Raw genomic sequence first — 22,818 nt, 5'->3', positions numbered from 1 at the left:
GTCGCCAGCAGCCTAACGAGCCTGCTCACCCGAGCTTGCGGTGGTCCCTGGAGATCCCCTCCAGCAGGTCCTCCAGCAGCTCCCCGCGCAGCGCCACGCGCTCCAGCCTGCCGAACAGGTGGAGGTACTCGCGGACGTCGTGCGGGTCGGTGATGGTGGCGTTGCCGGTGAGCACGCTGAGCGTGACGTAGCGCTCGTCGTAGACCTGGAACCCGTGCAGCACGACCGCGCTGACCTCGGCGGACCACGGCACGACGGCGAGCTGCACGTTGGGCCTGCGGCTGAGCCGCCGCAGGTGCTCGATCTGCTCGCACATCAGGTCGGCCGAGCCCATGCGCCAGCGCAGGGCGCTCTCGCTGAGCAGGAAGACGAACCTGCGGTTCAGGTCCTCCATGCGGCCTCGCCGGGCGCGCAGGGCGCCGATGGCGGTGTCCTGCTCGTGGGTGGGTGTCGCGGACAGGACGACGCGCAGGTAGTCCTCCGTCTGCAGCAGGGTCGGCACCCCGGAGATCTGGAAGAACCTGCTGGTGGTGGCTCGGGCCTCGATCCGGGCGACGGTCTGCTGGTGGCGGTGGGCGCCCCGGTGCAGCACCACTCGGCGGGTCTCCGCCTCGGCGTGCAGCTGGCGGGCCAGCTCGACCAGCTCGACCTTGGTCTCCCTGGTCGCCGACAGCTCGGCGACCAGTCTCTCCACGTCGGTCACGGAGGGGAGGAGCATCCCGTTCTCGATCTTCGAGAGCTTCGACTGGCTCATCCCGGTCGCGCGCGCGGTGGCCGTTCCGGTCATCTTGGCCTCCGTGCGCAGCCTGCGTAACTCGCGCGAGAGCCGTTCTCGGGCCAGCCGCGAACGCTCAGGTGCGGTCATGAAACGCACGGTATCGATGCGCGGGACTTGTGACGATCGGCCATGGCGGTGCATTGCGACCCGCCCGAGAATCACCCATTAGTGATCTACGAGGTAGGCATGTGCGCGCACAGTAATCACGATGCCCGGTCCGGCGGGCGGCACGGGTGAAGTGCGCGGGTTCCGGCGTTGACCTGGGGCAGGACGGAGGACACTGGCGCGCGGCCCGTGGCCTGGGGAGCTGGTAGGGGTGGACCTGGTGGCACGCACGGGTGAGCCGCGCACGAGTGAGCGGGTCGGTGTGCGGATGCGCGTGCGCGTCGCACTCGGCGGCCACGCACGGTGATCAACGACGGGTTGCGGCGGGTGGGTGACCGCGGTCTCACACGGGGGCAAAACGGGCATGTCACGTGCGGGCGCGGGCGGGTTCGCCGACAGCGGAAGTGATCGGCGTCTCACCGGTTGGGAGCGCGGGGCGGGGCCGTCCGGTGACCGAGAGGTGTGATGACCCGGCCACCTGGTGAGCGGGAACGCGCACCGGATCGCGTGAACCGCGCGCGGGAGAGCGGCGCTCGGGGCGCGGGTGAGCGTTTCGGCGCGCGGAAAGCGGGGGGAAGGCGGCGCGGAACGGCGGGGCGGGGTGGTGTGCGGGGCAGCGTTGCGGCGCGGAACGGCCTGCGGCCCCGCACAGCGGCGCGGCGCGGCGGTGTGCGGCCCGCGTTGCGGGGCGGGATGGCGTGGGACCCGCAGGGCCGCGCGGAACAGCGTGCGGGGCCGCGTTGCGGTGCGGGGCTTGCGCGGCGGCGCGGGACCGGGAGCGGTTCCACCCCGCCGCGCGGCTCAGCCCTCGGCGGTCCAGGCGTCGGCCAGCAGCCGCCGGGTGTCCCCCAGCAGCTCCGGCAGCACCTTGGTCTGCCCGATCACCGGCATGAAGTTCGCGTCCCCGCCCCACCGGGGCACCACGTGCTGGTGCAGGTGCGCGGCGATGCCCGCGCCCGCCACGGCGCCCTGGTTCATGCCGATGTTGAACCCGTGCGGCCTGGACGCCCGGCGCACCACCCGCATCGCCTTCTGGGTGAACTCCGCCAGCTCCACCGTCTCCTCCGGGGTGAGGTCGGTGTAGTCCGGGACGTGCCGGTACGGCAGCAGCATCAGGTGGCCGGGGTTGTACGGGAACAGGTTGAGCAGCGCGAACACCAGCTCGCCCCGCGCCACCACCAGGCCCTCCTCGTCGGTGAGGCCCGGCACCCGGCAGAACGGGCAGCCCTCGGGCGCGTCGCCCACGGCCTTGCCCTCCCCGCGCACGTACGACAGGCGGTGCGGGGTCCACAGGCGCTGAAGCGCGTCGTGGACCCCGACCCCGTCCTGCTCCTCGCGCTCGGGCGTCACTTGACGAGTTCCGCCGTGGGGGAGGCGTTCTCGCGGCGGGAGATCCAGCCGACCACCGTGGCGACGGCCTGCTCGACCGGGACGCCGTTGATCTGGGTGCCGTCGCGGAACCGGAACGACACCGCGCCGGACTCGACGTCCTTGCCGCCCGCGAGCAGCATGAACGGCACCTTCTGCGTGGTGTGGTTGCGGATCTTCTTCTGCATCCGGTCGTCGGAGGCGTCGATCTCGACCCGCACCCCGTGCTTCTTGAGCTCCTCGGCCACCGCGAACAGGTGGTCGGCGTGCTCGTCGGCGATCGGGATGCCCACGACCTGCACCGGGGCCAGCCACGCCGGGAACGCGCCCGCGTAGTGCTCGGTCAGCACGCCGAAGAACCGCTCGATCGAGCCGAACAGGGCGCGGTGGATCATCACCGGGCGCTGGCGGGAGCCGTCGGGGCCGGTGTACTCCAGCTCGAAGCGCTCGGGCAGGTTGAAGTCCAGCTGGATGGTGGACATCTGCCAGGTGCGGCCGAGCGCGTCCTTGGCCTGCACGGAGATCTTCGGGCCGTAGAACGCCGCGCCGCCGGGGTCGGGCACGAGCTCGAGGCCGGAGTCCTCGGCGGCGACGCGCAGCGTCTCGGTGGCCGTGGCCCACAGCTCGTCGCTGCCGACGTACTTCTCGTCGTTGCGGGTCGACAGCTCCAGGTAGAAGTCGTCGAGGCCGTAGTCGCGCAGCAGGCCGAGCACGAACGACAGGAGCGACTTCAGCTCCTCCTGCACCTGGTCCATGGTGCAGAAGATGTGCGCGTCGTCCTGCGTCATGCCGCGCACGCGGGTCAGGCCGTGGATCACGCCGGACTTCTCGTAGCGGTAGACCGAGCCGAACTCGAACATGCGCAGCGGCAGCTCGCGGTAGGAGCGCCCGCGCGACCGGAAGATCAGGTCGTGGAACGGGCAGTTCATCGGCTTGAGGTAGTAGTCCTGGCCGGGCTTGCGGACCGTGCCGTCGTCGTTGTACTCGGCGTCGAGCTGCATCGCCGGGTACATGCCGTCGCGGTACCAGTCGAGGTGCCCGGAGGTCTCGAACAGGTTGCCCTTGGTGATGTGCGGCGAGTAGACGAACTCGTAGCCCTCCTGCTCGTGGCGGGCGCGCGAGTAGTCCTCCATCGCCTTGCGGATGACGCCGCCGCGCGGGTGGAAGACCGCGAGGCCCGAGCCGATCTCGTCGGGGAAGCTGAACAGGTCCAGCTCCACGCCGAGCTTGCGGTGGTCGCGGCGCTCGGCCTCGGCGAGCAGCTCGATGTGCCTGTCCAGCGCCTCCTGCGACTCCCACGCGGTGCCGTAGACGCGCTGGAGCTGCGGGTTCTTCTCGTTGCCGCGCCAGTAGGCGGCGGCGACGCGGGTGAGCTTGAACGCCGGGATGTGCTTGGTGGTGGGCAGGTGCGGGCCGCGGCACAGGTCGCCCCACACGCGCTCGCCGGAGCGCGGGTCGAGGTTGTCGTAGATGGTCAGCTCGCCGCCGCCCACCTCCATGACCTCGGCGGTGTCCACGCCGCCCTTGACGTCGACCAGCTCCAGCTTGAACGGCTCGGACGCCAGCTCGGCCTTCGCGGCGTCGGTGGACTCGACCACGCGGCGGGTGAACCGCTGCGCGCCCTTGACGATCGCCTTCATGCGCTTCTCCAGCGCGGCGAGGTCCTCCGGGGTGAACGGCCTGTCGACCTGGAAGTCGTAGTAGAAGCCGTCCTTGACCGGCGGGCCGATGCCCAGCTTGGCCTCGGGGAACTGCTGCTGCACGGCCTGGGCGAGCACGTGCGCGGTGGAGTGCCGGATGACCGAGCGGCCGTCCTCGGTGTCGGCGGCGACCGCCTCGACCTCGACGTCGACCTGCGGGGTCCAGGACAGGTCGCGCAGGTGGCCCTCGGCGTCGCGGACGACCACGATCGCGTCGGGGCCCTTGCCGGGCAGGCCTGCCTCGCGCACGGCGGTCCCAGCGGTGGTCCCCGCCGTCACCACCACGCGAGGCGGGGCGAGTGCGGATGCGGGACTTGGCTGGGACACGGTGACTCCTAGGTAGTGGGTGCGGGCTGCCGCCCGGCTCGTCGGTTCTACCTGGAGATGTTATCGGTGGTGACCCACCTGTTTACCGCCAGGATGCGCGGCGGGGTGGGCCGGGTAGCCCGGTCGGGGCACGGCGGGGAGCCCCGACCGGGGTGGTCACCAGGCGACCGGCAGCCTGTCCAGGCCGTGCAGGTTGTGGTGGCCGGGGCGCAGGCCCAGTTCCTCGTCCGGGGCGGTCAGGCGCAGGGTCGGGAAGCGCCGGAGCAGGGCGGGCAGCGCGACCCGCAGCTCCACGCGGGCGAGCTGCTGGCCGAGGCACTGGTGGCGGCCGTGGCCGAACGCCAGGTGGTGGGCGGTCGGCTCGCCCCGGTGCAGGTCGAGCGACTCGGGCGCGGGGAACCTGGCGGGATCGCGGTTGGCGGCCTGGAGCGAGAGGGTCGCAGCAGCTCCTCGACAGCCGCCTTCACCGGGTCCTCGCCCTTCAGCAGGGCGTGGAACTGGGCGCGACCGCCCGGTGCCACGCGCTCGCGGTCGCGCAGCAGGGCGAGGGCGCTCAGGCCGATCACGGCGGCGGTGGTGTCCGCGCCAGCGCCGAGCAGGGAGGTGGCCAGGCCCGCGACCTCGTCGACGCGCAGGCCGCCGCCCGCCAGCGCGCTGATCAGGTCGTCGTCCGGAGCGACCCGCTTGGCCCCGGCGAGGTCGGCGAGGTGCTCCTGGACTCGGGCGTAGGCGGCGAACCGGGCGTCGGGCCGCTCGTCGGGCGAGGCCATCAGGTCGACCTGCTCCAGGAACGCGGCCCGGTCGGTGTGGGGCACGCCGAGCACGTCGCAGATGATCGCCGCGGGCACCGGCTTGGCGTAGTCGCGCACCAGGTCCGCCGCGCGGCCGCGCTCGGCCATGGCGTCCAGGTGCTCGGTGGTGGCGCGCTCGGCGGCGCCGGCGAGCGCATGGGTGCGGCGGACGGCGAACCAGCCGGTGAAGAGCCTGCGGTAGCGGGTGTGCTCGGGCGGGTCGGTGCCGGCGAGGTCGCCGAGCGGGGCGGGCGGCATGGCCGCGTCGAGGCCGGGGACCGGGTGGTGGGCCAGCTCCGGGCGGGAGCTGAACCGGTGGTCGGCCAGGACGGCGCGGACCTGGGCGTGGCCGGTGGCGAGCCAGCCGAGCGCGGGCCACAGGTGCTCGGGGGCGGTTCCCGCGAGCAGGGCGCGCAGGGTCTCGGTGATCGGCGAAAACGGCTGGTCCTCGGCGAACCAGCGCAGCCCGGCGGGCATGGGCTCGACGGGGCCGAAGCCGCTTCCAGGGAACGGCAGGAACACCAGCGGCACGGGCGGGGTGCTGACCGTCGCGACGCTCTCGCTGACCTGGCCGAGCGCGATCGTGAGCCGGACCAGGGCGAGCGGGAGCAGGACGTGGAGGCCCAGCGCGGCCAGCGGTCCCAGCGGGGCAGCACCGGTTCCGCGTGCGCCACCCAGGGGTCCTCGACCAGGGCGGTGGGGTCGAGCCCGTCGAGCGCGGTGTGGTCGCCGAACCGCTTGCGCAGTCCGGTGGTCCTGACGGCTGGGTCGTTCACGTCGCCCCCCCTTGGGTGTGCGGTGTCAGGCGCGGCGAACGGTGATGTCGCCGCAGGAGCGACTCGACGCGGCCGTGGCCGGTGTGCGCGTCGAGCCACAGCGAGGTGCCCGCGACGACGCCGACCTCGATGTCGCCCATGCCGCTCTCCAGCACCGAGGAGCCCTGGGTCAGGGCGGCCTTGACGTGGCCGTTGGCGGACTTGGCGTCGACGGCGCCCCCGGCGCGGCCGATCTCGACGTCGCCGTTGGCGGAGCGGACGCGGGTGTCGCCGGTGACCTCGTCGACGCGGGTGGGGCCGTTGGAGTTCTTGACCTGCGCGGACCCCCGGATCTCGCCGACGACCAGGCTGCCGGAGCTGGTGCGCAGGTCGGCGTCGCCGTCGACGGCGGTGACGGCGGCGTGGCCGGTGGAGGTGCGCAGGCGCAGCGGGCCGGTGCGGTCGAGGGTGATGTCGCCGACGCCGGTCTTGGAGGAGCACTCGCCGAGCGGGCCGGTGGCGCGCAGGTCGCCCGCCTGGGCGGTGGCGGTGACGGCGGAGCCGGTGGGGAGGTCGAGGGCGAGGTCGACGGAGCGGGACTTGCGGGTGAGGTCGACGTGGAGCCAGGTTCGGGGGCCGGTGATCCGGAGCTCGCCGTCGACGAGCTCGGCGGTGACCTGGGCGGCGATCGCGACGTCGGACTCGTCGGCGGGGTTGGTGGGGCGGACGTGGACGGCGGTGGTGGCGCGGTCGGAGGCGGTGACGTGGACGGTGGCGACGGCGAGGTCCACCACGGCGGTGATCGGGGTGGGCGTGTCGAACTCGGGCATGGCTGGGTCCCCCTGCGGTTCTTCTGGCGCTCTCGGGTTTTTCCGGGTGCGTCGAACTCCTCCCCGCACGGGCGGGGAGGTCGTGGTGCGGTCGTGCTCTTCGCGGGGTGCGGCTAGCGGACCCACCCGCTGAACCGGCTGCCGCCGCGCCGGGCACGGGGTTCGGCGGCGCGCGCGTGCCGGTCGGCCAGCCGGAGGGCGTCGGCGGCGGCGCGGACGAGCCAGGCGTTGACCGAGCGCCCCTCCCCGGCGGCGGCCTCCTCGACGGCGGCCTTGAGCCGCTCGGGGAGCCGGACGTTGATGCGCGCGGTGGGGCCGTCCTCGCTGAAGGCGGGCGCGACGTCGGGGGCGGGCGCGTCGACGGCGGGGTCGGCGGGCGGCGCGGTGAGCCGCTCGGCGAGCGCGCCCACCCGCCACGGCCCACCCGCCACCGCCGACTCGGCGACGACGCGTTCCACCGGTCCTGCCACCCGGTCCAGCGCGGTGACGAGCTCGGGCAGGGACGCGGCGGACGCCCTCGGCCCGCCGCGCCGCCCAGCCTGCCGGTTCGGCGCATGACCGCCCCATCGCGCGAGCGCACCGGGGCTTCAGGACAGGAAGCCGCGCAGCAAAGCCGCCGTTCCCTCCAGGTGTTCCGCCATCGCGCGCCTCGCCGCCTCCGGGTCGCCGTCCAGGACGGCGTCGACCACCCTGGCGTGCTGGTCGTTCGAGTGCGCCAGGTTCGGCGGCAGGAGGGGGATGTGGTCCAGCAGGGCGTTCACCCGCATCCTGACGTCCGCGATCGCCGCCGTCAGGGACGGGGAGCCCGCCGCCTCCGCGATCGCCAGGTGCAGCCTGGAGTCCTTGCGGCGGTAGTCCGGCAGGCCCGCCTCCGCGCAGTCCGCCTGGCGGGCGCGCAGGTCGCGGCGGCGCTCGGGGGGCAGGGCGGTCCCGGCCGCCAGCTCCGCGGCGCCCGCCTCCAGCGCGGCGCGCAGCAGCAGGGCGTCCGACAGCTCTCCGGGGACGCCCGCCGCCCCGGAGGTGGGGTCCGGGAGGTCGCCGGTGATGAAGGTGCCGCCGTAGCGACCCCTGCGGGATTCGACGTAGCCGTTGTCCTGCAACGACTTCAGCGCCTCCCGCAGGGTCGCCCGGCTCACCCCGAGCCTGGCCGCCAGGTCGCGCTCGGCGGGCAGCCGGTCGCCGGGGGACACCACGCCCAGGCGCACCGCCTGCACCAGGCGCTCCACGGTCTCCTCGAACGCGTTGCCCGCCCGCACCGGGCGGAACAGCGCGTCGGTCAGCTCGACCACGGGGACGTCCCGCTCACAGCGGCGTCACGTAGGCGCCGGAGATGCCGCCGTCCACCAGGAAGTTCGACGCCGTCATGAACGACGAGTCGTCGCTCGCCAGGAACGCCACCGCCGCCGCGATCTCCTCCGGCTCGGCGAACCTGCCCAGCGGCACGTGGACCAGCCGCCGCGCGGCGCGCTCCGGGTCCTTCGCGAACAGCTCCCGCAGCAGCGGGGTGTTGACCGGTCCGGGGGACAGCGCGTTCACGCGCACGCCCTGCCGCGCGAACTGCACGCCCAGCTCCCGCGTCATCGCCAGCACCCCGCCCTTCGAGGCGGTGTACGAGATCTGCGAGGTCGCCGCGCCCATGGTCGCCACGAACGACGCCGTGTTGATCACCGACCCCCGCCCGCGCTCGACCATGTGCCCGATGGCGTGCTTGCTGCACAGGTACACCGACGTCAGGTTGACCTCCTGCACCCGCCGCCACGCCTCGATGCCCGTGGTCAGGATCGAGTCGTCGTCGGGCGGGGAGATGCCCGCGTTGTTGAACGCCACGTCCACCGCGCCGTAGGTGTCCGCGGTGGTCTGGAACAGGGCCCGCACCTGCTCCTCGTCGGTCACGTCCACCCGCACGAACAGCCCGCCGACCTCGTCGGCCGCCGCCTTGCCCGAGTCCGCGTCCACGTCGGCCACGACGACCTTCGCGCCCTCGGACGCCAACCTGCGCGCCGAGGCCAGCCCGATGCCGCTGCCGCCACCGGTGATCACCGCGACGCGGCCCTGGAGTCGTTCGACCATGCCCTGCTCCCTCTCGATCCGAGCGCCGGGACCTTGAGCGAGGTCCCGGCGAGCACCACGTCAGTGGGCGATGAAGACGTTCTTGACCTCGGTGAACGCGTCCAGCGCGTCCGGACCCAGCTCCCGGCCGAGACCGGACTGCTTGAACCCGCCGAACGGCGTCCAGTAGCGCACCGACGAGTGCGAGTTCACCGACAGGTTCCCGGCCTCGACCGCGCGCGAGACCCGCAGCGCCCGGCCGACGTCGCGGGTCCAGATCGACCCGGACAGCCCGAGGTCGCCCGCGTTCGCCAGGCGCACCGCGTCCTCCTCGTCGCGGAACGGCAGCACGACCACCACCGGGCCGAAGACCTCCTCCACCACGACCCGGTCGGTGGGCGCCACGGGCGAGAGCACCGTCGGCGGGAACCAGAAGCCCGGCCCGTCGGGCGCGCTCCCCCGGAACGCCACGGGCGCGCCGTCCGGCACGTAGGAGGCGACCCGCTCCCGGTGCGCGGCGGAGATCAGCGGCCCCATCTCGGTCTTCTCGTCGAGCGGGTCGCCCACCACCACGCCGCGCACGGCCGGCTCCAGCAGCTCCATGAACCGGTCGAACACGTTCTCCTGCACCAGGATGCGCGAGCGGGCGCAGCAGTCCTGCCCGGCGTTGTCGAACACCCCGTACGGCGCGGTCGCGGCGGCCTGCTCGATGTCGGCGTCGGCGAACACCACGTTCGCGCTCTTGCCGCCCAGCTCCAGCGTCACCCGCTTCACCTGCTCGGCGCACCCGGCCATGATCTTGCGGCCGATCGCGGGCGACCCGGTGAACACCACCTTCCGCACGTCCGGGTGCGTCACGAACCGCCACCCGGCGACGTCCCCGCGCCCCGGAACGACCTGGAGGACGTCCTCCGGGATGCCCGCCTCGCGGGCCAGCTCGGCCAGGCGCAGCGCGGTCAGCGGGGTCAGCTCGGCGGGCTTGAGCACCACGGTGTTCCCGGCCGCCAGCGCGGGCGCGAAGCCCCAGGCGGCCACCGGCATCGGGAAGTTCCACGGCACGATCACGCCCACCACGCCCAGCGGCTCCTGGAAGGTGACGTTCAGCCCGCCGGGCACCGGGATCTGCCTGCCGAACAACCGCTCCGGCGCGGCGGCGTAGTAGTGCAGCACGTCGCGGACGTTGCCCGCCTCCCAGCGCGCGTTGCCGATGGTGTGCCCGGAGTTGCGCACCTCCAGCAGCGCCAGCTCCTCGCGAGCCCCGTCGACCGCGTCGGCGAAGCGGCGCAGCAGCCGGGACCGGTCGGCGGGCGACACGGCCCGCCAGGCGGGCAGCGCGGCCGACGCGCGGGCGATCGCCGCGTCGACCAGCTCCACCGAGGCCGCCTCGACCTCGCCCACCCGCTCCCCCGTCGCCGGGTTGATCAGCTCCAACGCGGTCACGTCCCGCTCCCCTTCGCCGCCACGACAAGCGCTCCGAACAACCGCAGGTCCTCGGTCGCGACCTCCGGGTGGTACTGGACGCCGACCGCGAACGAGGCGGTCGGCAGCTCCACCGCCTCCACGACCCCGTCCGCCGCGCGCGCCACCACGACCAGCCCCTCGCCGAGCACGTCGACCGCCTGGTGGTGGTGGCACCGCACGGTCGCCGACTCGCCGAGCGCGGCGCCGAGCACGCTGGTGGGCGCGACGGCGAGGTCCACGTCCGCGAACACCCCCGGCGCCGGGTTGTGCCCGTCGACGTGCTGGACCAGCGTGCCGCCGAGGACGGTGTTGAGCACCTGCATCCCCCGGCACACCCCGAGCAGCGGCAGGTCGAGCTCCAGCGCGGCGCGGGCCAGCGCGGACTCGGCCGCGTCCCGGTCGGGCCTGGCCGGTCCGGTGCGCTCCTCGCGCTCGCGCCCGTAGGTCTCCGGGTCCAGGTCCGCGCCGCCCGCGAGCACCAGGCCGTCCAGGAAGCCGATCGACCCGGCGTCCCAGTCGCCGACCGGGGGCAGCAGCACGGGGTTGCCGCCCGCGCGCCACACCTGGTCCAGGTACTCGCGGTGCAGCACGGCGGCCGGGACGTCCCAGACGCCGAACGCCGCGCGTTCGAGGTAGGTGGAGATGCCGATGAGCGGCCTAGAGCCTCTCGAAGCCACGCGCTCGCTCCCAGTCGGTGATCGTCGAGTTGTACGCGGCCAGCTCCACGCGGGCGGCGTTGAGGTAGTGGTCGACCACCTCGTCGCCGAACGCGGCGCGGGCCGCGGCGCTGCCGTCGAGCAGCGCGGCCGACTCGTGCAGGGTGGTGGGCACGGTCGGCAGGTCGGCGGCGTAGGCGTTGCCGGTGAACTCCTCGCCCAGCTCCAGCTCGTTCTCCAGCCCGTGCAGGCCCGCGGCGATCAGCGCGGCGAGCGCCAGGTACGGGTTGACGTCGCCGCCGGGGACCCGGTTCTCGAACCGCAGGCCCGCGCCGTGGCCGACCACGCGCAGCGCGCACGTGCGGTTGTCCCGGCCCCAGGCGACCGAGGTCGGCGCGAAGCTGCCCTGCGCGTAGCGCTTGTAGGAGTTGACGTTCGGGGCGAGGAAGCAGGTGAACTCGCGCAGGCACGCGAGCTGCCCGGCGAGGAAGTGCCGCATCACGGCGGACATGCCGTGCTCGGCGGAGTCGTCGGCGAACGCGGGTGAGCCGTCCTCGGTCCGCAGGGACAGGTGCACGTGGCAGGAGTTGCCCTCGCGCTCGTTGTACTTGGCCATGAAGGTGAGCGACTTGCCGTGCTGCGCCGCGATCTCCTTGGCGCCGGTCTTGTAGACGCTGTGGTTGTCGCAGGTCAGCAGCGCCTCGTCGTACCGGAAGGTGATCTCGTGCTGGCCGGGGTTGCACTCGCCCTTGGCGCCCTCGACGCGCAGCCCCGCGCCCGCCATGTGGTTGCGGATGTCGCGCAGCAGCGGCTCGATCCGGCCGGTGCCCAGCAGCGAGTAGTCGACGTTGTACTGGTTCGCCGGGGTGAGGTCGCGGTAGCCGCTGGACCAGGCCTGCTCGTAGGTGTCGTTGAAGACGATGAACTCCAGCTCGGTGCCCGCGAAGGCGCGCAGCCCGCGCTCGGCGAGGCGGTCGAGCTGGCGGCGCAGCACCTGGCGCGGGGACACCGGGACCGGGTCGCCGCCGGTGGTCTCGACGTCGCACAGCACGAGCGCGGTGGCCGGGTGCCAGGGGACGCGGCGCAGCGTCGCGAGGTCGGGGCGCATGACGAGGTCGCCGTAGCCGCTGTCCCAGGAGGACGAGGCGTAGCCGGGCACGGTGTTCATCTCGACGTCCACCGCCAGCAGGTAGTCGCAGCCCTCGGCGGAGTGCTCCAGCACTTCGTCCACGAAGTAGCGGGCGGTGCAGCGCTTGCCCTGGAGGCGGCCCTGCATGTCCACTACCGCCACGAGGACGGTGTCGACCTCGCCGGTGGCGACCAGCTCGCGCAACTCCTCGACGGTGAGCATCCGCATCCCTCCAAAGGTATGTCAGCGAGCCATTGGCGGCCCATCTTGACACCATCGAGTGAGCCACGCCACCGTTGATCCCCCATTAAAAGGATCACTGCTAGCCCATTGGGGAGCGCAGATGGCCAAGCGTGTCGAGTACGAGGACGTGGGCGGGGACTACCTGGAGCAGCGGCAGCTCAAGCGGGGCGCCGCGGGCTGGGTGCTGCTGGCGGGGCTGGGCGTGTCCTTCGTGATCTCGGGTGACTTCGCCGGGTGGAACTTCGGCCTGGCGCAGGGCGGCTGGGGCGGGCTGGTGATCGCCACGGCCCTGATGGCCACGATGTACACCTGCATGGCGCTCGGGCTCGCGGAGCTGGCGGCGGCGCTGCCGGTGGCGGGCGCCGGGTACGGGTTCGCGCGGCGCGCGCTGGGGCCGCTGGGCGGGTTCGCGACCGGGATCGCGATCCTGATCGAGTACGCGATCGCGCCCGCCGCGATCGCGGTGTTCATCGGCGGGTACGTGGAGACGCTGGGGCTGTTCGGGCTGACCAGCTCGTGGCCGGTGTACCTGGTGTGCTTCCTGGTGTTCGTGGGCGTGCACCTGCACGGGGTCGGCGAGGCGCTGCGGCTGATGCTGGTCATCACCGGGGTCGCGGTGGCGGCGCTGGTGGCGTTCGTGGTCGGGATGGTCCCGAGGTTCGAGGCGGCGAAGCTGTTCGACGTCGTCGAGGGCGACGGGTTCCTGCCGTTCGGGTTCGCCGGGGTGCTGGGCGCGCTGGTGTACGGGATCTGGTTCTTCCTGGCGGTGGAGGGCGTGCCGCTGGCGGCCGAGGAGGCGCGGGACCCGAAGCGGGACATGCCGCGCGGGATCATGGCGGCGATGGCGGTGCTGCTGGTGTTCGCGGCGGCGATCCTGGTGCTGGCGCCGGGCGGCGCGGGGGCGGAGGCGCTGCGCGCGTCGGACAACCCGCTGCCGGACGCGGTGCGCGCGGCGTACGGCGGGGACACCTGGCTGGCGCGGGTGGTCAACTACGTGGGGCTGGCCGGGCTGGTGGCGAGCTTCTTCTCGATCATCTTCGCCTACTCGCGGCAGCTGTTCGCGCTCTCGCGGGCGGGCTACCTGCCGCGCTGGCTGTCGCGGACCGGGCGGCGCAAGACGCCCTACCTGGCGCTGATCGTGCCCGGCGCGATCGGGTTCACGCTGGCGTCGGTCACGCGGGACGGCGCGCTGCTGATCAACATCGCGGTGTTCGGCGCGGCGCTGTCGTACGTGCTGATGATGGTCTCGCACATCGTGCTGCGGGTGCGCGAGCCCGACCTGGACCGTCCCTACCGGACGCCCGGTGGCGCGGTGACCACCGGCGTCGCGCTCGTGCTGGCGGTCGCGGCGGTGGTCGCGACGTTCTTCGTGGACCGCTTCGCGGCCGGGATCACGGCGGGGATCGTGGTGATCGCCCTGGCCTACTTCTGGTTCTACAGCAGGCATCACCTGGTAGCCGCCGCCCCCGAGGAGGAGTTCGACGCGATAGCACGGGCGGAGCAAGAACTGGGCTGACTCGCACGGAGAGTCGCGAAGAATCATCACATCGTGAGGTCGCCGTTCAACCTGCTTCCGGGAACCCCTGGGTGTCGGGAACTGCACGAGGAGGAGGCATGGCATTGACGCACAGGACGCTCGCAGCAGGGGCGGCCATCGCGGCGCTGTTCGCCGCGGCGGGATTCGCGGTGGCCGCGCCCGCCACCACCGCCCCCAGCTACGAGGAGCAGGTGCGGCAGCTGACGAACCAGGAGCGGGTGGCGGGCGGTTGCCCAGCGCTGGCCTGGAACGACAAGCTCGCCGCCGCGGCCAAGGGCCACAACGACGAGATGGCCAAGACGGACACGCTCAGCCACACCGGCAAGGACGGGAGCAACCCCTCCCAGCGGATCGACCGGGCCGGGTACGACTGGCAGACCATCGGGGAGAACGTCGCGTTCGGCCAGAAGACGCCCGCCGAGGTGGTGAAGGCCTGGATGAACAGCCCGGTGCACAAGGCGAACATCATGAACTGCGCCTACCTGGACCTCGGCGTCGCGTACGCGCCGGACAAGAAGAACCGGCTGTACTGGACGCAGAACTTCGGGACGCTGCACGGCGTGCAGGCCGGGACGGCGAAGCCGACCACGACCACCGCGAAACCGACCACCACCACCACCAAACCCGCCACGGCCGCGACCAAACCGGCCGCGACGACCAAACCGGCGACGGGGGCCTCGGTGAAACCCACCGCGCCCCGCGACGACCTGGGAGCGGACCCGGAGCCGGAGTGAGCGGCCGGTCCGGGCTGAGCGGCTGACCGGCCGCCGGACTTGAGCACGGGACCCCGCCCCGCCGGCGAGCCGGCGGGGCGGGCCGCTGCCGGGAGCCGGTGGGCGGGCGGCGGTGCCGGCAGGATCGGGTCGTGAGCGACATTCAGCGCGTGGGCGTGGTCGGTGGCGGGTTGATGGGCGCGGGCATCGCCGAGGTGTGCGCGAGGGCCGGGGTCGACGTGGTCGTCCGCGAGGTCTCCGGGCAGGCGGCGGACGCGGCCCGCGAGCGGGTGGCCGGGTCGTTGGAGCGGGCCGTGGCGCGCGGGAAGCTCGACGCCGGGGAGCGGGACGCGGCGCTGGGCAGGCTGCGGTTCAGCACCGAGGTCGGCGACCTCGCGGACCGGGACCTGGTCGTGGAGGCGGTCGCCGAGCAGGAGGCGGTCAAGGCGCGGGTGTTCGCCGAGCTGGACGAGGTGGTCGAGCGGCCCGACGCGATCCTGGCGTCCAACACCTCCTCCATCCCGATCACCCGGCTCGGGCGGGCGACGAGGCGGCCCGAGCAGGTCGTCGGCGTCCACTTCTTCAACCCCGTGCCGGTGCTCAAGCTGGTGGAGCTGGTGCCGTCGATGCTGACCGGCGCGGACGTGCTGGCCCGCGCCGAGGCGTTCGCCACCGACGTGCTGGGCAAGCAGGTGATCCGGGCGACCGACCGGGCCGGGTTCGTGGTGAACGCGCTGCTGGTGCCCTACCTGCTGTCCGCGATCCGGATGGTCGAGTCCGGGTTCGCCACGGCCGAGGACGTGGACAGCGGCATGGTGCTGGGCTGCGCGCACCCGATGGGCCCGCTGCGGCTGGCCGACCTGATCGGGCTGGACACGGTCAAGGCGATCGCGGACTCGCTGTACGAGGAGCACAAGGAGCCGCTGCACGCCGCTCCCCCGCTGCTGCTGCGCATGGTCGACGCGGGGCTGCTCGGCAAGAAGAGCGGGCGCGGGTTCCACGACTACCGCTGAGCGCCCGCCCCCGGCGGCCGGTCAGAGCAGGCCGGCCGCCGCGAACATGCGGGCGTAGATCCCGCGCAGCACGTCCTCCTTGCGCCGGTTGTAGTCCATGACCGTGCCGCCGCCGGGGACCGCGGCGCGCTTGGCCTCGGCGTAGCGCTCCCTCTCGTCCGGGTGGGCGATCAGCCAGTCGCGGAACATCCGGTGCCTGATCACCTCGGGGCAGTCGGGGCCGAAGACGTGCAGGTTCGCCCTCGGCTCGACGAGCCGGAAGCAGCGGTGCTCGTGGAACGAGGGCTCCCGCACGGTCAGCACGTAGCCGAGGGCCTCCAGCGCGGGCGCGTAGGCGGTTTCGTCGGTCGGGTCGGCGACGGTGACGTCGAGGTCGACGACGTTCTTGGCCGCCAGGCCGGGCACCGAGGTGGAGCCGACGTGCTCCACGTCCAGCGCGACGTCGCCGAGGGCGGCGCGGACGTCCCGCGCCAGCTCGGCGTACCGGGCGGGCCAGGCCGGGTCGTACGGGGCGATGACGACCGCCTCCGGTTGCGGCGCGCCCTGGACCCACGGGTTCTCCGGGCCGGGCTGGTGGTGGCGGGTGATCTCCTCGGCGGTGGCCATGCGCCGACCGTAGCGCGACCGGCCCCCTGCGCTCCCCGCGCGGGTGCGGCGTCCGGGTCAGGCGTGGGTGCCGTCCACGGACGAGTCGTAGACGCCGAACCGGAAGTACACGCCCAGGTCCGGACGCGCGCCCGAGGAGGTGCGGAAGCTGAGCAGCTCGTGCAGCCCGACCACCGAGTCCAGCGGCAGCGGCGCGAGCGCGGACGCCACGTCGTGGTGGGGCCGGGGGTCCAGGCCGCACAGGCGCATCGCGGCGGCGACCCGGTCGGCGGCCTCCGCGTCCGAGGCGACCACGCTGGGCAGGCGCAGGTACAGGTTGGCCTCGTCGGGGGTGTCCAGGCCCTCGCGGAACGCCAGGCAGGTCATGGGCTCGTTGACCGGGGCATCGTCGCCGTACACGGCCCGGTAGACCGGGGCGGCGAGCGCCGGGTCGTGCCTGCGGGCGAGCGAGGCGACGCGGTCGAGGTCGACCTCGCCGAGGTGGCGGTAGTAGACCTTGACCCTGGCCTCCGCCCGCTCGTCCAGGTCGAGCGCGACGAACTCCAGCACGTCCCGGCCGGGGTCGAGGCCCGCGCGCTCGACGTGGTCCCAGGCCCGCTCCAGGCCGAGCCTGCGCATGGTCTCGCGCATCACCGCGTGCGCCCGGTCCACGCCCCTGGTCTGCGGGTTCAGGTAGACCTTGTAGCGGCTCGCCTCGCCCCTGCGGTGCGCCAGGGAGTGCCAGACGGCGGGCCGGTACGGGACCGGGTCGTCGGCGACGTACAGGTCCTCCACCCGCAGGTAGCGGTCGAGGGAGACGCCCGGCAGCACGCCCAGCGCCCTGGTGAGGGCGCGTCCGGCCTCCTGGGCCCCCTTGGCGGTGGGCTCGGCCCCGAGGGACTCGAAGAGCACCCTGACCTCGCCGACGCCGCCGCGCCAGCTCACCGAGAACTCCAGGGGAAAACCGTCGCGGGAAACGAACGACGGATATCGGGGGGCTTCACCGATGGGCGCGTCGGCCCATTGCCCGAGCACCGAATCGAGCTCGTGGAGGGTCCGGTACAACTCGCTGAACGGAAAATCCAGCGCAGCGCAGGCGGCCACCCACTGCTGGGCCGCGAAGTCACGATATGCGGTTCCCGCCACCTCGTACAAGGCCGTACGACGTGAGGCGTGAACCACAGCAGGGCGAGTGGACACTAGGCACCTCCGGGCGCAAGGTTTACCGTGTGATCAACTGGTGCGCAATGGAGGATCGCGGAGCGATCGCCCGCGCGGACCGCGCGGGAGCGCACAGCGCGTGACCGAATTAGGCCGAAAGAGTGGCATCACTTGTGACCGGAAATTCAGCAAGTCAATACCCCGACCGGCCCAGCGACGATCACACGTGCGTGATCGGCGCGGGAATCTCGGGGTTGGCCGTCGCCGGAACGCTGCGCTCCCGAGGAATCCCGACGACGGTGCTCGAGCGCTCCGACGACGTCGGCGGGCTGTGGCGCCACCGGGGTCCGGGTGATCGCGGGCCGGCGTACGGCTCGCTGCACCTGAACACCTCGAAGGGCCTCACCGGGTACTCCGACTTCCCGGTCCCCGACTCCTACCCGCGCTACCCCAGTCACCAGCAGATGGCCTCCTACCTGCGAAGTTACGCCGAGCACAAGGGCGTGACCGAGCACGTGGAGTTCGGCTCGGACGTCCTCGGGGTCACCCGGTCACCGGATGGTACCTGGGCGGTTGCAACATGCAACAGCACTGGCGCGAGCGAGGTCCGCCACTTCCGGCACGTCGTCGTGGCGTCCGGCCACCACTGGAGCCCGCGCACCCCGAGCATTCCCGGCGCGGACACCTTCACCGGTCGCGCCATCCACTCCGCCGACTACTCGACCCCCGCCGGGCACGCGGGCAAGCGGGTCGCCGTCATCGGTTTCGGCAACACCGCAGCAGACCTCGCCGTCGAATTGTCAAGGGTGTGCGCGAAAACTTTCGTCGTGCAGCGCCGGGGCGTTCACGTGGTGCCCAAGACGATGTTCGGCACCGCCATCGACGAAATCGCGTCGTCCCCCTGGTGGGCGCGCATGTCGTTCGAGGAGCAGCGCAGGCTCATCGAGCTCTCGCTGCGCGTCATCCGGGGCGACCTGACCGATTACGGGCTCCTCGAACCGGACCACCGCGTTTTCGGCGGACCGCTCACCATCTCCGACGAGCTGCTCTCCCGGATCAATCACGGGGCGATCATCCCGAAAAGGGCCGTCGAGCGGATCGAGGGGCCGGTGCTGCGCTTCGCGGACGGCAGCGCGGAGGAGGTCGACGAGATCGTGCACTGCACCGGGTTCCACATCGAGTTCCCGTTCCTGCCGGACGGCCTCGGGTTCGAGCCGGGCGGGCAGCTCGCGCTCTACCAGCGCGTCGTGCCGCCGAGGGAGAGCGGGCTGTACTTCGCCGGGCTGATCCGCCCGTTCGGCGCGATCACGCGACTGGTCGAGGAGCAGGGCCGGTGGATCGCGGACCTGGTGCAGGGGCGCGCGGCCCTGCCGCCGGTCGAGGAGATGGAGGCCGAGGTGCGGACCCACCTGGAGGCCGCCAGGGCGCGCTACGGGCGCACGGCGGGCGACTCGGTCCAGGTGGACTTCGCCCGCTACCTGGCGGCGCTGCGGGAGCGTCGAGGCGCCCCCGCAGCCCAACCCGCCTGACTCAGGCCATCGCGTCGAGCCGGTCCATGGTGTGCTGGATCAAGCTCACCAGGACCGACTTGCTCGACTCCCGGTCCCGCGCGTCGCACAGCACGATCGGGACGCCGGGGCCGAGGTCGAGCGCGCTGCGGACCTCCTCGGCCGCGTACCCGTGGGCGTCGTCGAAGCAGTTGACCCCGACGATGAACGGGATGCCCCGCCGCTCGAAGAAGTCGATCGAGGGGAAGCTGCTGTCGAGCCTGCGGGTGTCGACCAGGACCACCGCGCCGATGGCGCCGTGGGCCAGCTCGTCCCACATGAACCAGAAGCGGTTCTGGCCGGGCGTGCCGAAGAGGTAGAGCACCACCTCGGTGTTGATGGTGATGCGGCCGAAGTCCAGGGCGACCGTGGTGGTCTCCTTGTTCTCCAGCCCGACCACGTCGTCCACGCCGACGCCCGCCTCGGTCAGCACCTCCTCGGTGTGCAGCGCGGGGATCTCGCTGACCGAGTTGACCAGGGTCGTCTTGCCGGTGCCGAAACCACCGGCAATGACGATCTTGACTGGGGTGGGGACGTGCAGCTCCCCGCCCGACCGATCAGATTCCACGAACACCATCCAGCACAGCCTGCAACAGGTTCCGGTCGGGGATCTCGGCGACCCGCGACGGGTCGCGCACGACGACGTCACCGCGCTGGATCAGGTCGCTGAGCAGCACCTTCACCACCATCAGCGGCACGTCCAGGTAGGCGGCGACCTCCGCGACGGACAGCGGTCGCCTGCACAGCTCCATGATCTCCAGGTGCTCCACCGAGAGCGCGTCGGGGTCCGAGGGCGACGGCATCGCGCGCACCTGGGTGACCAGGTGCAGCTCGGGGCGCAGGGGACGGGTCCGCCCGCGCACCATCGCGTAGGGGCGGACCAGGGGGCCCGCCGCCTCGTCGTACCACGAGTCCTCTCGGCTCATGACGACCTGCGCGCGCCGGGGAGCACGGATCCGCCCCTGGGGGCGGAGGACAGGTAGGTTCCCACCCGCTTCACCAGCATGTTCATCTCGTAGGCGATCATGCCCATGTCCGAGTCCTCCTCGCCGAGCACCGCGAGGCACGCGCCGTGCCCGGCCGCGGTGACGAACAGGTAGGCGTGCTCCATCTCCACGATGGTCTGGCGCACCTTGCCGCCGCCGAAGTGGCGGCCGGTGCCCCTGGCCAGTGACTGGAAGGCCGAGGCCATCGCGGAGAGGTGGTCGGAGTCGTCCTTGGACAGCCCTGCGGAGCGTCCGAGCAGGAGGCCGTCCGCGGACAGCACGACCGCGTGTCGGGCGCCGACCACGCGGGAGACCAGGTCTTCCAACAACCAGTTGAGTTCGTTGTGCTGGCCCATGTCGCTCATCAGGGAATTGCCTTTCCGGGTTCCGGTCGTCCGTCCACTGCGGATCAGGATTCGGGCGCCTCGTCGCGGCGGCGGGCGTCCCGCGTGCCGCGCTGGAACGCCGAGAAGTCCTTGCGGACCTGGTCGGCGGACTGCTGGTCGGCGGGGCCCTCGGACAGCGGTTCGGACGTCGGGGTCAAGTCGGTGCGCAGCAGCTGCGGCGCGATGTGCTGCTGCCTGCGCCTTCGGGGCAGTTCGGGCCTGCCGCCCGCGTCGGCGCGGCGGCGGCCGGTGTCGGCGGGTCGTTCGCGCTCGGGTTCGGGTCGGGTGCGCCGGGGCGGCTCCAGCGAGCCGCTGTGCGAGGACAGGTCGAGCCCTCCGCTCAGTCGCCCTTCCGCTGCTCGGGAATCCTCGTTCGCAGCGGCTTCGGCCTGCGCCCAGAAACCCTCCAGCTCCCGCGAGCTGTCGGGAAACGTCGTGGTCTCCTCCTCCTCGTCCGCCTCGTCCACCAGGTCGGGGTGCTGCCTGGGGATCACGTGCTCGTGCAGGCTGCGCCTGGACAGCAGCATGGTCGTGTCGGACTCGGTGGGCGTGTTCGGCGCGGCCACGCTCGACGATGGCACGAGGACCATCGCCAGGGTGCCGCCGTACGGCGACTCCCGCAGCTCCACGTGGACCCCCCGGCGCGCGGCCAGTCGGGCGACCACGAACAGGCCCAGCCGCGACTCGCCGCGCAGGCGCATCGCGTCGAACTCGGGCGGGTCGGCCAGCATCGCGTTGTGCGCGTCGCGGTCCTCGGGGCTGATGCCCAGGCCGTGGTCCTCGATCTCGACCACGACGCCCTGCGGCACCTCGCTGGCGTGGATCTGCACCTGCGAGCGGGGCGAGGAGAACGCGGTGGCGTTGTCGACCAGCTCGGCGATCAGGTGGATGGTGTCCGCGACCGAGGCGCCGACCAGCGCGACCTCGGGCACCGGGTTGACCTTGACCCGCACGTACTGCTCGGTCTCGGCGACGGCCGCGCGCAGCACGTCCAGCAGCCGCACGGGCTTGCGCCACTGCCGTCCGGGGTTCTCGCCCGCCAGGATGATCAGGTTCTCGGCGTTGCGGCGGGCGCGGGTGGCCAGGTGGTCGAGCTGGAACAGCGCGTCGAGCTGCTCGGGGTTCTCCTCCTCGCGCTCCAGCTTGTCCAGGATCTTCAGCTGGCGGTGCACCAGGCCCTGGTTGCGGTGGGCGATGTCGAGGAAGACCCGGTTGACGCCCTCGCGGGCCTGGCTCTCCTTGACCGCGGCGGCCACGGCGGTGAACTGGGCGGCGTTGAACGCGTCGGCCACCTGGCCGATCTCGTCGCTGCCGTAGTCCAGCGGCGGGACCTCGGCCTCCACGTCGACGTGCTTGCCGTCGCGGAGCCGGTCGACGATGTCGGGCAGCCGCTCGTGCGCCAGGGTCAGCGAGTCGTTCTTGAGCGACACCAGGCGGGTGATCAGCGCGCGGTTGACCAGCCGGTTCGAGGTGCGCACGGCGGTGAGGATGCCGCCGAGCACGACGATGAGGGCGACCAGGCTGGAGACCAGCACGGTGATGAACTGGCTGTTGCTGCGGTTCAGGCCCGCGTCGGAGGCGACGGTGGCCTGCTGGACCGCGAGGTCGATCAGCCGCTCGCCCACCGGGCCCGCGGCGGTCTCCCAGTCGGCGAGCCTGATCCGGGCGTCGGGGTCGGTGATGAGGTCGTTCTCCAGCTTGGAGAGCGTGGCCCACTCGGGCGAGCCGGTGAGGGCCGCGTAGCGCTCCTTGAGCTGGTCCTCGACGACCGGGCCGGTGGTGACCATGAGGGAGTGGTAGGAGGCGATCAGGTTGACCAGCTCCAGCCGGTCCTCCGGGTTGGGGTCCTCCGCGCCGATGACGACCGGGGCCAGGGAGGTGGAGCGCGACATCCAGTCCGCGGCGCGGAACAGGTTGGTCGCGGTCAGGCCGCCGTGCGCCGCCGTGGTGTCGGGGACGACGCGGGCCTGGGTGTCGAACAGGGTGGTGCCCGCGTCGAGGACGCGGTTGTAGTAGTTGTAGACCTCGGTCCGCTGGACCTTGCCCGTCTCGACCTGGGCGCGCCGCTGCGGCAGTTCGCCGAGCAGGGCGTTCAGCTCGTTGATGCGGGCCTTGACCTGGTCGGGCGCGCTGTCGTAGACGGAGTCGAAGGCGGCCCGCATCACGGTGCTCGCCTCGTCCACGACGCGCTGCCGCTCGTGCAGCGCGGTCAGGTCCTGGGTGCCCTTGGCGAGCACCGACATCGCGGTCTTGCGCTCCTCCTGGAGCGCGGTGAACGCCTTCACCGCGGGGATCGACGCGTCCTTGACGCTGACCGCGACCGCGCGGGTGTAGAAGCCGTCGAAGACCGTATAGGAGGTGAAGGCCAGCCACATCACCAGGAGCACCACGCTGGGCACGACCACCACGCTGGTGAGCCGTGAGCGGATGGTCTTCTGGTTGGTGCCCGCCTCCACCTTGTCCTTCTGCTTCACAGCGCTCCGCAGCCTCGTGAACTTCCTGCTTGCCGGTAAACGCGGGCGTGACAGCGAGCCGCCTCTTCGTTCACCCGATCGGCGAACAGAACGTTAACACCCAAGATCAAAGTAACGAAGAGACCGCGATCACGCACAGCGCGTAGACAGAGGCTACCCAGTCGAGCGATCACCCGAACAGGGGGCCGTTGGGAACTAGGGGGGACATTAGGGACTCAGCGGTC

The 22,818-nt window shown here is 72.4% G+C and carries 21 protein-coding genes and 1 pseudogene; 4 read left to right on the top strand and 18 right to left on the bottom strand.

The genetic code is table 11. The annotated features are described in order from the left end of the window. Positions 1 to 25: 25 nt before the first annotated feature. The 12 genes and pseudogenes from CNX65_RS10655 to CNX65_RS10605 all read right to left on the bottom strand — a co-directional run bounded on the left by CNX65_RS10655 (position 26) and on the right by CNX65_RS10605 (position 12,171). Positions 26 to 865 carry a helix-turn-helix domain-containing protein gene (locus CNX65_RS10655; protein ID WP_041836685.1) on the bottom strand — a complete coding sequence of 280 codons (840 nt, stop codon included), beginning with the start codon at positions 863 to 865 and terminating at the stop codon, positions 26 to 28. An 819-nt stretch (positions 866 to 1,684) separates the two neighbouring features. Beyond that, positions 1,685 to 2,233, bottom strand: coding sequence for an HIT family protein (locus CNX65_RS10650; RefSeq protein WP_096492629.1), 549 nt, complete (start codon positions 2,231 to 2,233; stop codon positions 1,685 to 1,687). Continuing rightward, positions 2,230 to 4,278, bottom strand: a complete 2,049-nt coding sequence (gene thrS / locus CNX65_RS10645; protein ID WP_198320457.1) for a threonine--tRNA ligase — start codon at positions 4,276 to 4,278, stop codon at positions 2,230 to 2,232. The genes CNX65_RS10650 and thrS overlap by 4 nt, the downstream gene beginning before the upstream one ends. A gap of 156 nt (positions 4,279 to 4,434) precedes the next feature. Beyond that, positions 4,435 to 4,572: a hypothetical protein gene (locus CNX65_RS36830; protein WP_232520244.1), complete on the bottom strand. Its 138-nt coding sequence runs from the start codon at positions 4,570 to 4,572 to the stop codon at positions 4,435 to 4,437. A 15-nt stretch (positions 4,573 to 4,587) separates the two neighbouring features. Continuing rightward, positions 4,588 to 5,448, bottom strand: a pseudogene (locus CNX65_RS10640) (hypothetical protein); the annotation flags it as partial. Positions 5,449 to 5,841: 393 nt separating this feature from the next. Beyond that, complete coding sequence (locus CNX65_RS10635) at positions 5,842 to 6,654, bottom strand: DUF4097 family beta strand repeat-containing protein (protein WP_096492627.1); 813 nt, start codon at positions 6,652 to 6,654, stop codon at positions 5,842 to 5,844. A 113-nt stretch (positions 6,655 to 6,767) separates the two neighbouring features. Beyond that, positions 6,768 to 7,112: a YlcI/YnfO family protein gene (locus tag CNX65_RS38300; protein ID WP_373565507.1), complete on the bottom strand. Its 345-nt coding sequence runs from the start codon at positions 7,110 to 7,112 to the stop codon at positions 6,768 to 6,770. A gap of 129 nt (positions 7,113 to 7,241) precedes the next feature. Beyond that, complete coding sequence (locus CNX65_RS10625) at positions 7,242 to 7,943, bottom strand: FadR/GntR family transcriptional regulator (RefSeq protein WP_096492626.1); 702 nt, start codon at positions 7,941 to 7,943, stop codon at positions 7,242 to 7,244. Positions 7,944 to 7,956: 13 nt separating this feature from the next. Next, a complete protein-coding gene (locus tag CNX65_RS10620; protein WP_096492625.1) occupies positions 7,957 to 8,724 on the bottom strand; it encodes a 3-oxoacyl-ACP reductase in 768 nt (255 codons plus the stop codon). A gap of 60 nt (positions 8,725 to 8,784) precedes the next feature. Continuing rightward, entirely contained in the window at positions 8,785 to 10,143 is a 1,359-nt protein-coding gene (locus CNX65_RS10615; protein WP_096492624.1) for an aldehyde dehydrogenase family protein, read from the bottom strand. Further along, positions 10,140 to 10,841, bottom strand: coding sequence for a gamma-glutamyl-gamma-aminobutyrate hydrolase family protein (locus CNX65_RS10610; RefSeq protein ID WP_096492623.1), 702 nt, complete (start codon positions 10,839 to 10,841; stop codon positions 10,140 to 10,142). Before CNX65_RS10610 ends, CNX65_RS10615 begins: the two co-directional genes overlap by 4 nt. Continuing rightward, the gene (locus tag CNX65_RS10605) at positions 10,822 to 12,171 is read right to left on the bottom strand and encodes a glutamine synthetase family protein (protein WP_096492622.1); all 1,350 of its coding nucleotides are present in this window, start codon (positions 12,169 to 12,171) and stop codon (positions 10,822 to 10,824) included. The genes CNX65_RS10610 and CNX65_RS10605 overlap by 20 nt, the downstream gene beginning before the upstream one ends. 121 nt (positions 12,172 to 12,292) lie before the next feature. Here CNX65_RS10605 and eat point away from each other — a divergent pair, with 121 nt between their 5' ends. From eat to CNX65_RS10590, 3 genes are all read left to right on the top strand, one after another. Next, a complete protein-coding gene (eat, locus tag CNX65_RS10600; RefSeq protein WP_096492621.1) occupies positions 12,293 to 13,708 on the top strand; it encodes an ethanolamine permease in 1,416 nt (471 codons plus the stop codon). Positions 13,709 to 13,806: 98 nt separating this feature from the next. Next, a complete protein-coding gene (locus tag CNX65_RS10595) occupies positions 13,807 to 14,463 on the top strand; it encodes a CAP domain-containing protein (RefSeq protein ID WP_157767579.1) in 657 nt (218 codons plus the stop codon). Positions 14,464 to 14,594: 131 nt separating this feature from the next. Then, positions 14,595 to 15,455, top strand: coding sequence for a 3-hydroxybutyryl-CoA dehydrogenase (locus CNX65_RS10590; RefSeq protein WP_096492620.1), 861 nt, complete (start codon positions 14,595 to 14,597; stop codon positions 15,453 to 15,455). Between the two features lie 21 nt (positions 15,456 to 15,476). On the opposite strand, the gene CNX65_RS10585 is transcribed toward CNX65_RS10590, so the two are convergent. Together CNX65_RS10585 and CNX65_RS10580 are read right to left on the bottom strand one after the other, a co-directional pair. Beyond that, complete coding sequence (locus CNX65_RS10585; protein WP_096492619.1) at positions 15,477 to 16,061, bottom strand: GrpB family protein; 585 nt, start codon at positions 16,059 to 16,061, stop codon at positions 15,477 to 15,479. A 57-nt stretch (positions 16,062 to 16,118) separates the two neighbouring features. Then, positions 16,119 to 17,075, bottom strand: a complete 957-nt coding sequence (locus tag CNX65_RS10580) for a tryptophan dimethylallyltransferase family protein (protein ID WP_232520141.1) — start codon at positions 17,073 to 17,075, stop codon at positions 16,119 to 16,121. 356 nt (positions 17,076 to 17,431) lie between these two features. Between CNX65_RS10580 and CNX65_RS10575 the strand changes: the two genes are divergently transcribed. Then, positions 17,432 to 18,730 carry a flavin-containing monooxygenase gene (locus CNX65_RS10575; RefSeq protein ID WP_096492617.1) on the top strand — a complete coding sequence of 433 codons (1,299 nt, stop codon included), beginning with the start codon at positions 17,432 to 17,434 and terminating at the stop codon, positions 18,728 to 18,730. Between the two features lies 1 nt (position 18,731). Here CNX65_RS10575 and CNX65_RS10570 read toward each other — a convergent pair whose 3' ends face one another. The 4 genes from CNX65_RS10570 to CNX65_RS10555 are packed head-to-tail and all read right to left on the bottom strand — an operon-like array spanning position 18,732 to position 22,594. Further along, positions 18,732 to 19,325 (bottom strand): GTP-binding protein, encoded by a 594-nt coding sequence (locus CNX65_RS10570; protein ID WP_096492616.1) that lies wholly within the window; start codon positions 19,323 to 19,325, stop codon positions 18,732 to 18,734. Then, positions 19,306 to 19,674, bottom strand: coding sequence for a DUF742 domain-containing protein (locus CNX65_RS10565; RefSeq protein ID WP_015800903.1), 369 nt, complete (start codon positions 19,672 to 19,674; stop codon positions 19,306 to 19,308). The genes CNX65_RS10570 and CNX65_RS10565 overlap by 20 nt, the downstream gene beginning before the upstream one ends. Continuing rightward, the gene (locus tag CNX65_RS10560) at positions 19,671 to 20,099 is read right to left on the bottom strand and encodes a roadblock/LC7 domain-containing protein (protein WP_015800902.1); all 429 of its coding nucleotides are present in this window, start codon (positions 20,097 to 20,099) and stop codon (positions 19,671 to 19,673) included. Before CNX65_RS10560 ends, CNX65_RS10565 begins: the two co-directional genes overlap by 4 nt. Before the next feature lie 44 nt (positions 20,100 to 20,143). Beyond that, complete coding sequence (locus CNX65_RS10555; RefSeq protein WP_096492615.1) at positions 20,144 to 22,594, bottom strand: sensor histidine kinase; 2,451 nt, start codon at positions 22,592 to 22,594, stop codon at positions 20,144 to 20,146. Positions 22,595 to 22,818 lie beyond the last annotated feature (224 nt).

The organism is Actinosynnema pretiosum (assembly GCF_002354875.1).
Taxonomy (GTDB): domain Bacteria; phylum Actinomycetota; class Actinomycetes; order Mycobacteriales; family Pseudonocardiaceae; genus Actinosynnema; species Actinosynnema auranticum.
Note: the sequence above shows the minus strand (reverse complement) of the source record. Positions and strands in the feature narration are given on the sequence as shown.